Consider the following 12,183-nt stretch of genomic DNA (forward strand, 5'->3'; position numbering starts at 1 on the left):
TCACTCACCGGTCACGCGGATGGTTAGGCCGCTTCGGGGGTCTGGGGCGGGTTGCTGCCGCCGCCGTCGCCGTCCTCGATGTCGGTGTTGTCGGGGTCTCCCGCGACGACTGCCCAGCTCTGCACGGTGCTCGTGTTCATGTGCCTTGCCCTTCTCTCGATGGGTGGTGCATGACCTAGCTGGTGGTGCTCCCGCCCCGCAGCAGGGCGAGCGGACGTGCTACGCCACGACCGGCGGCGGGGGCTTCCCCTGGTTCTCGCGCGGATCGGACATCGACACCTCCTGATCCATCACCCGCCCACCCTGGGCGGGGGCTTGCACCGTCCCTGCCGGGATCCCGAGACGAAGGCAGGTAGGGGAGCCTCGATCTCGGTTCCGTCCGGCAACGACGGAGACGTGGGGCGGCGCCGCAGGGCGCCGCGTCGTGGGCGCGGCCCCGCTCGCTGGAGCGGACGGGCGGGGCCGCGGTGGGGCGCCAGGGGTGGGGCTTGGTCCCCCGGCGGCTTCGGCTGTGTCGGTGGGAAGGGGACAGCCGAAGCGTTCAACCCGCCCCCTGCGTATCTCGCGGCCATGGCGGATAGCGGGCAGGAGTCGGAGTCTTCGAACCTAGGCCGCGACCCGGGGGCAAGCGGCGCGGTAGGCGGCGTCAACGACCTTGTTGAACTCCTGGTCGGTCTTGTCGCGCGCGCTGTTCAGGCGGAGGGGCCTAGCGACGTTCCAGAACGCGCGGAACGCCTCGCCGTCCATCGCGTTCCGCACGTAGTACGACACGTCGTCAGCGGAGAGCACACCCACGCGGTAGGAGAGTCCCCACAGGCTGATCCACCGGTTGATGTGCCGGAAGCGGGCCGGCGCTTCGTCCTCGTAGACCCCGGCCCACACGGCCGCCAACTCGCCGTTGTTCTCCTCGTCAGACAGGAGACGTTGATGCATCTGCGCAACGGTCATGTGCGCCTCCTTCCGGCTCTGCCGGATGGTCAGCACGCTGTGCGCGGCGACGGCCGCGACGACCAGCACGGCAGCGGGGTGGATCTTCACAGGGGTCCCTTTCGGTGGTGACCGGTTGCTACTTCATGAGGACGGTGTGCACCTGGTGTGCTCGCCAGCGGATGCCGACCGCCGTCCCTCCGTACTGGTAGTGCAGAGGTCGGAGCGCGCATTCGTGCCAGCCCGACCCGGGCCCCGACCCGTGCCACTGCCGTGCGCATACGGCCACCTCTCGCACGGCGCCGGTCCACGCGGGCGCCCGTACGGGCTTCCTGCGAACGTCCGCGATGTGCTCCGGTCTGAGAACGACCACGGCACCGCACATGCGCACGGGCGCGGGCGGGATCACCAGGCACTCGCAAAGGCCAGGATGATGACGGCCCCCGTCGTACCCGCGACGGTCACGAGGAAGAGCGGGCCCGCGAACCGCGCCACGAAGTCGTACGCCTTCCTGGTCCTGCTCCGGGGCCGGCGCGCCACGGCCGCCGCACGCATCAACAGCGGCACGGCCTCTTCTATGGCGGCCGAAACCGCCGCGGCTTCCTGCTTGACGACCATGTCGACCCAACCCGCTTCCAACTCGGCGCGCTCCTCCGCCGTGAACGCGAAGACCTCTTCCGGATTCACAGGTGCCCCCAGCTCCGCGCGTTGGCGTGCCGGACACCGGCGCTGACGCGTTCCTCGTTGGTCGGCTTCACCAGGTCGCCGGACTCGACGTCCACCTCGACCCCGCCCCCCTCGGGACGGACCTGACACAGGCCCCAGTCACGGCCCATGAGCCGGCCGAGCGTCCCCGTGGACTCGATCTTGACCAGGTCGCCGATGTGCGGCACCCAAGCGGCTTCGCCGCTCTCCTCGGGGGCGCTCACGCCGACACGTCCTCGCCGTCGGTCACCCGGTGGGGGTGCGCACCGATGATCACGTTCATGGCCTGAACGCCGACCGTCCTACCGAGCCGACGGACCGCCTCTCGGTGTCGCCCGGCGGCCCCGCAGATCATGCACCCCGGCACCGGTACGGGCTCCAGGTCCGGGGAGTGGAGCGCAAGGAGCGAGCTGGCCTTACTCATCGTTCAACCGCCTTTCCAGCCCGGCCGTCAGGGCTCGCAAGATCTCGGGGGTTGCTCGTGCAGTCGTCCGGACCGGCGCGACGTCGGGCGGCACCCATTCGGGCATCGGGGAGTCATCGAGGCCGAGCCGGTGAAAGTCCCTCCGGGCTATGGCGGCGTCCAGATCACTCACGCGCCGAACGCGCTTCGGGAGCTGCTTCGCCATGTTCATCCCGCCCTCCGGGTAGCCCGCGGCTAAATGACTGTCCGTGTTGACACGGAACGATCCTGCGACGGTGGGCGGCGCGTTCCTACCCCGTTTGCAGGACGTTTGGGACGTTCCCTGGCTACGGTTCGTCCAAGGGCCATACGTCCCTGGGAGGCGAACCGTGAATCACGCTCTGCGTCGGGCCATGGCCGATGCGAACATGACCGAAGCTCAGCTCGCGCAGCATTGTGGCGTTGACGCCAAAACGGTGGGGCGCTGGATAGCACAGCCGACCCGCATCCCTCACGCACGGCACCGTTGGGCAGCCTGTGAGGCATTACGTGAGGAGGAACAAGCCTTGTGGCCAAATGCGATCCGTTCGGTTCACACCACAGGCCCGAACCGTGAAATCGTCCAGGTCTACCCGTACCGCTCGGCGGCACCGGCAAGCCTGTGGCGTTCCCTGATCACGAAGGCTCAGAACGAGCTGACGTTCGCCGGGTACACCAACTACTTTCTGTGGCTGGAACAGGCCAATTTGGCCGGCGCGTTGCGGCGAAAGGCGCAGACGGGGTGCCGAGTCCGCTTCCTGATTGGCGATCCGGACAGCCCCATTACAGCGGCCCGGGAGGAAGAAGAGGGCGTCGCCCTCACCCTCTCAACTCGGATCGCCGTAACCCTGGGTGAGTTGGAAAAGCTCCAGGACGTCCCGGCCATCGAAGGCCGCTTCGAGACAGGGCACGTCAGCTTGTCCGTGTTCCGTTTCGATGACGACATGATCGTCACACCGCACCTCGCCCGCAGGGTTGGCCACGACTCCCCGATGATGCACCTACGGAGGTGCATGGCGGACGGCATGTTCGACCGTTTCGCTGCGCACGTCGAAGAGCTGTGGGGACGCGGACGAGACATCCGGGAGGCTGCTGAGAATGCCCAGGCGTGACTACGAAGACGACCCGAACGCCCCTGCGGCGAACAGCCTGGTACCGGCAGCATCGGCCGTTGTCGTGGCCAGTGATGGCCGGGTGCTGTTGCAGCGGCGTGCCGACAACGGCATGTGGGCACTGCCCGGCGGAAAGATGGATCTGGGCGAGTCCATCGGGGAGTGCGCGGTTCGCGAGACGCTGGAGGAAACCGGCATCGTCGTAGAGATCACAGGCGTTGTGGGGACGTACACCAACCCCGGCCACGTGTTCGCCTACGACGATGGAGAGGTACGTCAGGAGTTCTCGATCTGCCTTCTGGCCCGTCCGATCGGCGGCACGCTCCGAACCTCGGACGAGTCCGTCGAGGTGGCGTGGTTCGCGCCGGCTGCTACCGACGATCTGCCCATGGTCCCCAGCATCCGGAAGCGGATAAGCGACTGGCGGGCGGGGCAAGGACCAGTGGTCCGTTGATCAGGAGACGCCTGGCAAGATAGCAGCGCCCCCGGTCCGCAGTCCGGGGGCGCTGTATTTCCGCAGGTCACACCGCGAGTGTTTTGGAACTGGTGTTGCACATGAGGGTGGCGACCCGCTCGTCCTGCTGCACTCCGAGCTCGTCACGCAGGGCGCCGGCGAGACGGGTGGCGCGGCTGCCGATCTCGGCGAAGCTGCGGCGGTGCGGCTCAGCCTCCCCGGTCCAGGTCGTGACCTGGGACTTCCCGTGGATCGTCATCCCGTGTCGGAGTATGCGGGTGACGAGGAGCGGTACGTCCTGCATGGTGCTGAGCAAAGCGTCCTCCCGGTGAGCGCTGCGGCGCTGCGGCGGCTACGGATGCTGCCGATTCTGCGCACGTACCGGTCGGTCTGTCACTACCCAGGAGTAGAAACCAGGGCGTGTTTCACGTGAAACATCCCCGGGCGTCGTCGTGTTTCACGTGAAACACCATCCGTCACCGGACCGGCATGAGCTCCGGGTCCTCGCGGAGCTTGCCCAGTGCGCGGGAGACGGCGCTCTTGACCGTGCCGACCGAGACCCCGAGCAGTTCCGCCGTCTGCACCTCGCTCAGGTCCTCGTAGTACCGCAGGACGACCATGGCCCGCTGCCGGTCGGGCAGCCGGGTCACCGCACGCCACATCGCGTCGCGCAGCGCCTGCGCCTCGGCGGGGTCGCCGGCCGGAACCGTCTCGGTCTCCGGAAGCTCGTCGCATGCGAACTCGTCGACCTTGCGCTTGCGCCACTGGGAGGTACGGGTGTTGACGAGGGTCCGACGGACGTAGCCGTCCAGGGCACGGTGGTCCTCGATCCGGTCCCAGGCCACGTACGTCTTCGCGAGGGCTGTCTGGAGCAGGTCCTCCGCATCGCACGGGTTGGCGGTGAGGGAGCGCGCGGTGCGCATCAGGACCGTGCCGCGGGTCCGGACGTACGCCGAGAACGACGGGTACGGCGTCGGATTCGAGGCGAGCGTGCACACAGGCGTGGTCATGTCTCCACGCTAGGAGCGCCCGCCCGCCGTGGGATCGGCCGCAGGTGCCGAAGGTGGATCCACCTCAGGTTGTAGGAACGAGGCCTCCCCCACCCCCTGAAGGTGGAGGGGGCGGGGGCCACGGGTCCCGGGTCTCAGCCGTCGGTGCCGAGGATGAGACCGGAGGTCGGTACCCCGGTACCGGCCGTGACGAGAGCGTGCGCAGCCCCCGCGACCTGGTTGACGGAGGTGCCGCGCAGCTGGCGGACGGCCTCGGCGATGCCGTTCATCCCGTGCAGGTACGCCTCTCCGAGCTGGCCGCCGTGGGTGTTGAGCGGCAGCGCGTCCGCCGCCACGAAATCCGCTGCCTCGCCCGGCGCGCAGAAGCCGAATTCCTCCAGCTGCATCAGCACGAAGGGGGTGAAGTGGTCGTAGAGGATGCCGACGTCGATGTCCGAGGGCCGCAGCCCGCTGGTCCGCCACAGCTGGCGGGCGACCACGTCCATCTCCGGCAGCCCGGTGAGGTCGTCACGGTAGAAGGAGGTCATGCCCTCCTGGCGGCGCCCGGCGCCCTGCGCGGCCGCGGTGATCACGGCGGGCGCCTGCCTCAGGTCCCGGGCGCGCTCGGTCGTCGTGACGACGACGGCCTGGCCGCCGTCCGTCTCCTGGCAGCAGTCCAGGAGCCGCAGCGGCTCCACGATCCAGCGGGAGGCGGCGTGGTCGGCGAGGGTGATGGGCTTGCCGTGGAAGTAGGCAGCGGGGTTGTTCGCGGCGTGCCGGCGGTCGGTGACCGCGACGTGCCCGAACGCCTCGGGGGTGAGGTTGTAGGTGTGCAGGTAGCGCTGGGCGGCCATGGCCACCCAGGACGCGGGGGTCAGCAGCCCCCAGGGCAGCGACCAGCCGAGCGCCGCGCCCTCCGCCGAGGGCTCCCGTTGCTGGACCCCGGACCCGAAGCGGCGTCCGGAGCGTTCGTTGAAGGCGCGGTAGCAGACGACGACCTCCGCGACCCCGGTGGCGACGGCGAGGGCTGCCTGCTGGACGGTGGCGCAGGCCGCGCCGCCGCCGTAGTGGATACGGGAGAAGAAGGACAGGTCCCCGATGCCCGCCGCCTGGGCGACGGTGATCTCGGGGCTGGTGTCCATGGTGAAGGTGACCATGCCGTCGACATCGGCGGGGGCGAGTCCGGCGTCGTCGAGGGCGGCGTGCACCGCCTCGACGGCGAGTTTGAGCTCGCTGCGGCCGGAGTCCTTGGAGAACTCGGTCGCTCCGATGCCGGCGATGGCGGCGCGGCCGCCGAGCTCGTCGCGGGTGCGGACGCTCATGCCGGGACCTCCGCGGTGACCGTGCCCGTGACGTGATGGCCGATACCGTTGGCACCGACGACCCGGATCTCGACGGTGTCGCCGTGCACGGCGGTGACGGTGCCGGTGAGGGTCATGGTGTCCCCCGGATAGTTGGGGGCGCCCAGGCGGATGGCGACCTTGCGCAGGACGGCGCGCGGCCCGAGGTGGTCGGTGATGTAGCGGCCGACCAGGCCGTTGGTGGTCAGGATGTTCATGAAGATGTCCGGGGAGCCCTTCTCCCGCGCGAGCGCAGCGTCGTGGTGCACGTCCTGGTAGTCGCGGGAGGCGATGGCGCCCGCGATGATCAGGGTGCGAGTGACCGGGATCTCCAGTGGCGGCAGCGTGTCGCCGACGTTCATGCCGGTTCCTCCTCGGCTCGTTCTCCCTCGGCTATCGCAGCTCCGAGCTCGGCCAGCAGTTCGCTGCCGCAGCCCAGGTAGGCGTCCAGCTGGCGTCCCCACAGGAAGTGCCGGTGGACGGGGTGGTCCAGGTCGGCGCCCATGCCGCCGTGCAGGTGCTGGCCCGTGTGCACGACCCGCTTGCCCGCCTCCGAGGCCCACCAGGCTGCCGTCAGCGCGTGTTCGTGAGCCGGAAGGCCCTGGTCGATGCGCCAGGCCGCCTCGTACGTGGTGACCCGGATCGCCTCGGTGTCCATGTACGCGTCGGCCGCGCGCAGCATGACCCCCTGGTTGGTGGAGAGCGGCCTGCCGAACTGCTCCCGGGCGGAGGTGTATTCCACCGCGCGGGCGAGAGAGCCCGCGCAGACGCCCGCCTGGAGCCCGGCGAAGGCGGTGCGGGCAGCGGCGAGCGTGGCCTCGTACGCGCCGTCGGAGCCCAGGCGTTCCCCCTCCGCCGCCGTCAGCGTCAGCCGGCCGGCCGACCACGGGGCGGTGGTCTCCACCGGTGAGGTCCGCACACCGGGCGCATCGGTCCGTACGAGCCACAGTGCCCGGTCCGCGTCCGGGACCAGTACGTGCGTGGCGTCGCGCAGCCATGGCACGGCGGGGGCGGTCCCGGTGAGCCGGCCGCCCTCGGCGGTGATCCGGCCGCGCGCCGGGAACGCTCCGGTGGCCACCGCCTCGCCCGTGCCGAGGGCGGGCAGCAGGCGGTCGCGCTGCTCGGGGCTGCCGTGCGCGGCCACGGGGAGGATCCCGTACACGCAGGTGGCGGCGTACGGGACCTGTGCGGTGGTGCGGCCCTGTTCCTCCAGCAGCAGGACCAGCCCGAGCAGGCCGATCTCCTCGACGGCGCTGGTCAGTCCGGCCGTGGTGAGGGCCTTCCACAGCTCGGCGTCACTGCCGGTGCCTGCTTCGGCGAGGCGTTCGTGGGTGGCGAGGTCGGAGAGGATCCGGGCGGCGAGAGAGGCCGCGGCGGCCTGCTCCTCGGTGGGGTGGAAGTCCATCAGCCCTCGCTCCCGCGGAAGACGGGGAGTTCGAGGCCGTCGTCGACGCGCAGGAACTCCAGCCGCACGGGGAGGCCGATGCGCACCTTGTCGTAGGGCACCCCGGTGATGTTGCTGATCATCCGGACTCCTTCGGCGAGCTCGACGAGTGCGACCGCGTAGGGCGGGTCGAAGGCCGGGAAGGGCGGATGGTGCATGACGACGTAGCTGAAGACCGTCCCGGCGCCGGAGGCCTCGACCGTGTCCCAGTCGGGGCTCGCGCAGGCGTTGCAGCCGGGGAACCACGGGAAGCGGAGGGTGGCGCAGGAGGTGCAGCGCTGGATCAGCAGCTTGTGGTCGCGCACCCCGTCCCAGAATCCCTGGTTGTCGCGGTTGACCACCGGGCGGGGACGCTGCGACGGGGGACGCTGTGCCGGGGGCCGCTCCACCGGCCCGGCGGCGGGCGCGTACTTGAGGATGCGGAAGCGGTGGGTGCCGGCGAGCTCCCCGTCCGCCCGGACGTCCATGCGGGTGGTCACGAAGTGGCCGGTGCCCAGTTTGGTCGTCTTGCGGGGCGACACTGTCTCGATGACGGCGTCGAAGGTGATCGTGGCGCCGGGGCGCAGGGGGTGGTGGTACTCCTGCTCGCAGTCGGTGGCGACCACGGAGGTGCAGCCGGCGCCGTCGAGGAGCGTGAGGAGCTCGTCGTAGGCGGAGGAGCGGTCCGCGTGGCCGGAGAGGCCGCCCATGGTCCAGGCCTGGAGCATGGTGGGCGGCGCGATGGCGTCCGGGCCTGTGTAGGCGGGGTTGGCATCGCCCATCGCCTCGCACCAGTGTCGGATCATCGGCTCGTTGACCGCGTCCTTGCCCCGGCCCGCGGTGGCGGCCGGCTGTCCCTCGAAGGCCGCCAGCATCGCGTGGAACCGGGCCGCCGCCGTTGCCGCGGCCGCGACCGTGCCGTCCACGTCGTCCACCTGCGTGTCCGCGTCCGCGCCCGCCGTCATCGCTTCCTCCCCTTCATGCCGAGCCGCATCATGGCGACGATCTCCCGCTGGACCTCGCTGACCCCGCCGCCGAACGTGTTGATCTGGGCGGCCCGGTTCATCCGTTCGAGCTCGCCGCCCGCGAAGGCCGCAGGCCCGCGTATCAGGGCCTCCTCGCCCACCACCTCCTGGCACATCCGGTACACCTCGACGGTGGACTCGGTGCCGAGGAACTTCACTCCGCTGGCGTCGCCGGGGGCCAGGGAGCCGCTGCCCACGTCCTGGACGAGCCGCCAGTTGAGGAGGCGTACGGCGGCCAGGCGTGCGTGCGCCTCGGCGAGCCGGGACTGCACCCAGGGGAGGTCGGCGGGCCGGTCGCCGGTGTCCGGGTCGGGTGTGCGGGCGTGGTCGAGCGCGTACGTGTAGAAGTCCTCGGCCTGCATGCCGATGGCGGCCAGGGCGACGCGCTCGTGGTTGAGCTGGTTGGTGATCAGACCCCAGCCGCCGTTCTCGGGGCCGACGAGATGGCCGGCGGGCACGCGGACGCGGTCGTAGTACGTGGCCGTGGTGGTGAGCCCGCCGACGGTTTCGATCGGGGTCCAGGAGAAACCCGGGGTGTCGGTGGGCACCAGGATGATCGAGATGCCCTTGTGCTTGGGGGCCTCGGGGTCCGTGCGGCAGGCGAGCCAGATCCAGTCCGCGTGCTGGGCATTGGAGGTGAAGACCTTCTGCCCGTCGATCAGCCAGTCGGATCCGTCGCGGACCGCGCGCGTGCGCAGGGCGGCGAGGTCGGTACCGGCCTCGGGTTCGGAGTAGCCGATGGCGAAGACGAGGTCACCCGCGAGGATCCGGGGGAGGAAATAGGCCTTCTGCTCCTCGGTCCCGTACTTCATCAGGGTCGGGCCGACGGTGTTGAGCGTGACCATGGAGACGGGGGCACCGGCCCGGTAGGCCTCGTCGAAGAAGACGAACTGCTCGTCGGCGCCCCGTCCCCGGCCGCCGTACTCGACGGGCCAGCCGAGGCCGAGGAGCCCGTCGGTGCCTATGCGGCGCAGGAGTGCCCGCTGGCAGGCCGGATCATCGGGGAGGCCGTCCGGCAGCAGGTCCTTGAAGTACGCGCGCAGTTCGGCGCGGAGCCGCAACTGGCCTTCGGTCGGGGCGAGGTGCACGGCGCTGGCCTCCCGGCATCACATCATCGAGGGAAACTGACTGTCCGTCAGATTTGCCTGTGATGTCAAGGCCGGGAGGGACATGCGCGAGGGCGCCCGCGCTACCGGACCCCAGCCGGTCCGGTCGCACGGGCGCCCTCAGGAATCGGAGCGGCTCAGGCCGCGACTACCACCAGGGGACGAAGTGGACCGCGACGTTCGTATTGGACTGGTCGATCGCGGTGAGGGCCGAGCCGTTCACCTGAGCGGTGTTGTTCTGGTTGGATGCGCCGGCACCGGTGGCCACCTGCTGCGACGTCGACGAGTTGCCGTTGTTGTCGCCGCCCACGCCGCTGCCGATGACGCCGGCCAAGCTCGCATTCGACCCGTCGTTGTCCGCCGACGCCACCCCACCGAAGAGAGCGACGGCGAGGGGGAGCGCGGCGACGGCCGCGATGACGCGGGCGGTACGGATGCTTGCCATGTCTTCATTCCTCCAGAGAACCGAAGTAGGACTTGCTCCAAGGCAGTTGGCCGACCGCCTCGGTCGTTCGTTCCGTGTGGTGACGACGTCGCGAGACCAGAGTTGCCCACCGAATCCCCGGCGAACCATCCCGGAGCGACCGATTCCCCCGCAAGTATGACCAACATCGGATAAACCTCATTCGCGCCCTCGAAGCCCCAGGTCAGCCCCCTGGAAGCAGCTGAATCCCACGCCTCACAAGGGATGAAGCGTTCCGCCAGACCGCCGCGTCCCGGACATGCCGAAAAGGGCCGCGTCGTCCGGGAACCCCACCGTCTCCCGGGCCTGCGGCCCTGCAATGCCAAGCTTCACGCCCCCTGTGCGCCCCGGCGCAAGCCGGGGTGATCCATCCGTGCCCAGCCCACGGGCACCCGCGCGGCGCGATCCACGGTCACGACCGACCGGGCTCCAGCGCCTGTTACCGGGCCTGCTGCTGCTCTTGTTCCTGGTGGTCCTCTTGCCACTGCACGTACGGGACTACGGGAACTACAGGGACTGCGGGGACTGCGGGGACTACGCGGCGAGCGCGAGCGCGCCCCGGGCGTCGCCGGCGGCGACTGCGGGTACCGCGGACTCGGGGGCGGACGCCGCGACGGCGGCGGCAGGTACCGACGTACGTTCCGCGGTGCGTGCTGCGGCGGGCGCTGCGGCCGAGGTCGACGCCGGGGAGGCGGTTCCGGCACCGGCACCCATGGCCGCGGCGGTGGTGGAACGTCGTACGGAAGGGGTCTTGCCGTGCGCCTCGGCGTGGATCCGCTGCTTGATGGTCGGCGGCAGCGAACCGCCCCGCATCATCGCCCGCCAGGTCCGCCGGGCCGCGACGGCCGGCCGGCGTACGGCGGTGGCAGCGGTGCCGGCAGGGGCGGCGGGGACGGGGGCGGAGGCAACGGCCGGAGCCGGCTTCCCCGTGATGCCGAAGCCGGAGAGGACGGCCATCAGGGCGGTGAGGACGACGGTCCAGATCGACGTGAGGATGCTGCGGTGAGTCATGACGAGGTGCCTCGATTCACGATGTTCGGACGGGCGGATCTGAATACATTCGTCATGATGTGGCCGCAACCGCACCGTCCCCGTGACCCGCGCCGATCTTCCGACAAACACCACTCGGACGGCGCAAGGACGTGCGGCAGACCCCCGGTCGCCGTCCTCGAAACCGCCGCAAAACCTACGCCTGAACCTGCTCTGACCTGCGCATTCGCTTCAGCACGGGGCCGACCGACCGGCAAGCCGGGAATCTCCTCGCCTGCCCGGCCCCGGCGGATCACGGACCGGGAGGCACGCACGCGAGACGGCAGCAGGCCCGGGTCGGAGACCCGGGCCTGCTGCGGAGAAGGGCGAAGGAAGAAGGGAGAACGGAGAAGGGCGGAGCGTCAGAAGATCCGGAGCCCGATCCGGCCGAGGATGGTGCCGGCGTGCGTGCCGTAGACGGCCAGCACCGCGATGCCGGCAAGGAGCACGGCGCCGATCACGGCACGACGGACGAGGCGGGCGTTCATGAGAGCTGCCTTTCTTTCACGGGTACGGGGTGTGTGGCGTCGCCGACGGTCAGGACCACGTCGCAGCGGTCGCGGACGGCGTCGTCGTGGGTGGCGATGACGACAGCGCAGCCCTCCTCGCACATCGTGCGGAGGATCTCGACGACCATAGAAGTGTTGTCGTGGTCGAGGGCGCCCGTCGGTTCGTCGGCCAGGACGAGGGCGGGCTGCTTGACGATGAGGCGGGCCAGCGCGACCCGCTGCTGCTCGCCACCGCTGAGCCGGTGGACCTGCTCCTTCTCGCGTCCGGCCAGCCCGACCCGCGCCAGGGCCTCGGCGACGGTCGGAGCGCCCTTCCTCGCTCTGCGCGGCTTCATGGCGACCTCCAGGTTGGCCGCGACGCTCGCGTTCTCGATCAGCGCGTAGTTCTGGAAGAGGTACCCGAGCACGTCACGCCGGTAGTGCCGCGTGGCGCGCGGGCCGAAGCCGGTGATGTCGCGGCCCTCGTGCCGGATCGCCCCGGAGCTCGGTGCGTCGAGCAGGCCGAGGCAGTTGAGCAGCGTCGACTTGCCGGAGCCGCTCGGGCCCGTGAGCGCCAGCATCTGGCGGCGCTCCACGGTGAAGGAGAGACCGGACCAGAGGGTTCGCGGGCCGAAGGACTTGGACAGGCTCTCGATCTCGATCACGTGGAAGCTCCTGCA

16 protein-coding genes and 1 pseudogene are annotated in these 12,183 nt (G+C 70.3%); 2 read left to right on the forward strand and 15 right to left on the reverse strand.

Features of this window, described 5'->3' with window-relative positions:
• Positions 1-606: 606 nt before the first annotated feature.
• From ACXNSR_RS19125 to ACXNSR_RS19140, 4 genes are all read right to left on the reverse strand, one after another.
• Complete coding sequence (locus tag ACXNSR_RS19125; RefSeq protein WP_458643176.1) at positions 607-1,038, reverse strand: DUF6082 family protein; 432 nt, start codon at positions 1,036-1,038, stop codon at positions 607-609.
• A gap of 294 nt (positions 1,039-1,332) precedes the next feature.
• Entirely contained in the window at positions 1,333-1,614 is a 282-nt protein-coding gene (locus ACXNSR_RS19130) for a hypothetical protein (protein WP_458643177.1), read from the reverse strand.
• Positions 1,611-1,856, reverse strand: coding sequence for a hypothetical protein (locus tag ACXNSR_RS19135; protein ID WP_458643178.1), 246 nt, complete (start codon positions 1,854-1,856; stop codon positions 1,611-1,613). The genes ACXNSR_RS19130 and ACXNSR_RS19135 overlap by 4 nt, the downstream gene beginning before the upstream one ends.
• A complete protein-coding gene (locus ACXNSR_RS19140) occupies positions 1,853-2,056 on the reverse strand; it encodes a hypothetical protein (protein ID WP_458643179.1) in 204 nt (67 codons plus the stop codon). The genes ACXNSR_RS19135 and ACXNSR_RS19140 overlap by 4 nt, the downstream gene beginning before the upstream one ends.
• Positions 2,057-2,424: 368 nt before the next feature.
• On the opposite strand from ACXNSR_RS19140, the gene ACXNSR_RS19145 reads away from it, so the two are divergent.
• Both ACXNSR_RS19145 and ACXNSR_RS19150 read left to right on the forward strand, forming a co-directional pair.
• Positions 2,425-3,186 carry an XRE family transcriptional regulator gene (locus ACXNSR_RS19145; protein ID WP_458643180.1) on the forward strand — a complete coding sequence of 254 codons (762 nt, stop codon included), beginning with the start codon at positions 2,425-2,427 and terminating at the stop codon, positions 3,184-3,186.
• Positions 3,173-3,640, forward strand: a complete 468-nt coding sequence (locus tag ACXNSR_RS19150; RefSeq protein ID WP_458643181.1) for an NUDIX hydrolase — start codon at positions 3,173-3,175, stop codon at positions 3,638-3,640. The genes ACXNSR_RS19145 and ACXNSR_RS19150 overlap by 14 nt, the downstream gene beginning before the upstream one ends.
• Positions 3,641-3,728: 88 nt before the next feature.
• On the opposite strand, the pseudogene ACXNSR_RS19155 reads toward ACXNSR_RS19150, so the two are convergent.
• The 11 genes and pseudogenes from ACXNSR_RS19155 to ACXNSR_RS19205 form a co-directional block, all read right to left on the reverse strand.
• Positions 3,729-3,956, reverse strand: a pseudogene (locus ACXNSR_RS19155) (fatty acid--CoA ligase); the annotation flags it as partial.
• A gap of 160 nt (positions 3,957-4,116) precedes the next feature.
• Positions 4,117-4,650 (reverse strand): SigE family RNA polymerase sigma factor, encoded by a 534-nt coding sequence (locus ACXNSR_RS19160; protein WP_458643182.1) that lies wholly within the window; start codon positions 4,648-4,650, stop codon positions 4,117-4,119.
• A 134-nt stretch (positions 4,651-4,784) separates the two neighbouring features.
• Positions 4,785-5,951 (reverse strand): lipid-transfer protein, encoded by a 1,167-nt coding sequence (locus tag ACXNSR_RS19165; protein ID WP_458643183.1) that lies wholly within the window; start codon positions 5,949-5,951, stop codon positions 4,785-4,787.
• Positions 5,948-6,331, reverse strand: coding sequence for a MaoC family dehydratase (locus tag ACXNSR_RS19170; RefSeq protein WP_458643184.1), 384 nt, complete (start codon positions 6,329-6,331; stop codon positions 5,948-5,950). The genes ACXNSR_RS19165 and ACXNSR_RS19170 overlap by 4 nt, the downstream gene beginning before the upstream one ends.
• Complete coding sequence (locus ACXNSR_RS19175) at positions 6,328-7,374, reverse strand: acyl-CoA dehydrogenase family protein (RefSeq protein ID WP_458643185.1); 1,047 nt, start codon at positions 7,372-7,374, stop codon at positions 6,328-6,330. Before ACXNSR_RS19175 ends, ACXNSR_RS19170 begins: the two co-directional genes overlap by 4 nt.
• Positions 7,374-8,267 (reverse strand): bifunctional MaoC family dehydratase N-terminal/OB-fold nucleic acid binding domain-containing protein, encoded by an 894-nt coding sequence (locus ACXNSR_RS19180; protein ID WP_458643343.1) that lies wholly within the window; start codon positions 8,265-8,267, stop codon positions 7,374-7,376. The genes ACXNSR_RS19175 and ACXNSR_RS19180 overlap by 1 nt, the downstream gene beginning before the upstream one ends.
• 86 nt (positions 8,268-8,353) lie before the next feature.
• Positions 8,354-9,505 carry an acyl-CoA dehydrogenase family protein gene (locus ACXNSR_RS19185; RefSeq protein ID WP_458643186.1) on the reverse strand — a complete coding sequence of 384 codons (1,152 nt, stop codon included), beginning with the start codon at positions 9,503-9,505 and terminating at the stop codon, positions 8,354-8,356.
• A 166-nt stretch (positions 9,506-9,671) separates the two neighbouring features.
• Entirely contained in the window at positions 9,672-9,968 is a 297-nt protein-coding gene (locus ACXNSR_RS19190; protein ID WP_458643187.1) for a hypothetical protein, read from the reverse strand.
• A 552-nt stretch (positions 9,969-10,520) separates the two neighbouring features.
• Positions 10,521-10,997, reverse strand: a complete 477-nt coding sequence (locus ACXNSR_RS19195) for a DUF6344 domain-containing protein (protein WP_458643188.1) — start codon at positions 10,995-10,997, stop codon at positions 10,521-10,523.
• Between the two features lie 380 nt (positions 10,998-11,377).
• Positions 11,378-11,503 (reverse strand): hypothetical protein, encoded by a 126-nt coding sequence (locus ACXNSR_RS19200; protein WP_328789715.1) that lies wholly within the window; start codon positions 11,501-11,503, stop codon positions 11,378-11,380.
• Complete coding sequence (locus ACXNSR_RS19205; RefSeq protein WP_458643189.1) at positions 11,500-12,168, reverse strand: ABC transporter ATP-binding protein; 669 nt, start codon at positions 12,166-12,168, stop codon at positions 11,500-11,502. Before ACXNSR_RS19205 ends, ACXNSR_RS19200 begins: the two co-directional genes overlap by 4 nt.
• Between the last annotated feature and the right edge of the window lie 15 nt (positions 12,169-12,183).

The organism is Streptomyces sp. NC-S4, assembly GCF_054353315.1.

Coding starts and splice junctions, on each gene's coding strand:
- ACXNSR_RS19140 (WP_458643179.1), bottom strand. CDS start 2,056: ATGAGTAAGGCCAGCTCGCTCCTTGCGCTCCACTCCCCGGACCTGGAG.
- ACXNSR_RS19150 (WP_458643181.1), top strand. CDS start 3,173: ATGCCCAGGCGTGACTACGAAGACGACCCGAACGCCCCTGCGGCGAAC.
- ACXNSR_RS19160 (WP_458643182.1), bottom strand. CDS start 4,650: ATGACCACGCCTGTGTGCACGCTCGCCTCGAATCCGACGCCGTACCCG.
- ACXNSR_RS19165 (WP_458643183.1), bottom strand. CDS start 5,951: ATGAGCGTCCGCACCCGCGACGAGCTCGGCGGCCGCGCCGCCATCGCC.
- ACXNSR_RS19170 (WP_458643184.1), bottom strand. CDS start 6,331: ATGAACGTCGGCGACACGCTGCCGCCACTGGAGATCCCGGTCACTCGC.
- ACXNSR_RS19175 (WP_458643185.1), bottom strand. CDS start 7,374: ATGGACTTCCACCCCACCGAGGAGCAGGCCGCCGCGGCCTCTCTCGCC.
- ACXNSR_RS19180 (WP_458643343.1), bottom strand. CDS start 8,267: ATGCTGGCGGCCTTCGAGGGACAGCCGGCCGCCACCGCGGGCCGGGGC.
- ACXNSR_RS19190 (WP_458643187.1), bottom strand. CDS start 9,968: ATGGCAAGCATCCGTACCGCCCGCGTCATCGCGGCCGTCGCCGCGCTC.
- ACXNSR_RS19195 (WP_458643188.1), bottom strand. CDS start 10,997: ATGACTCACCGCAGCATCCTCACGTCGATCTGGACCGTCGTCCTCACC.
- ACXNSR_RS19200 (WP_328789715.1), bottom strand. CDS start 11,503: ATGAACGCCCGCCTCGTCCGTCGTGCCGTGATCGGCGCCGTGCTCCTT.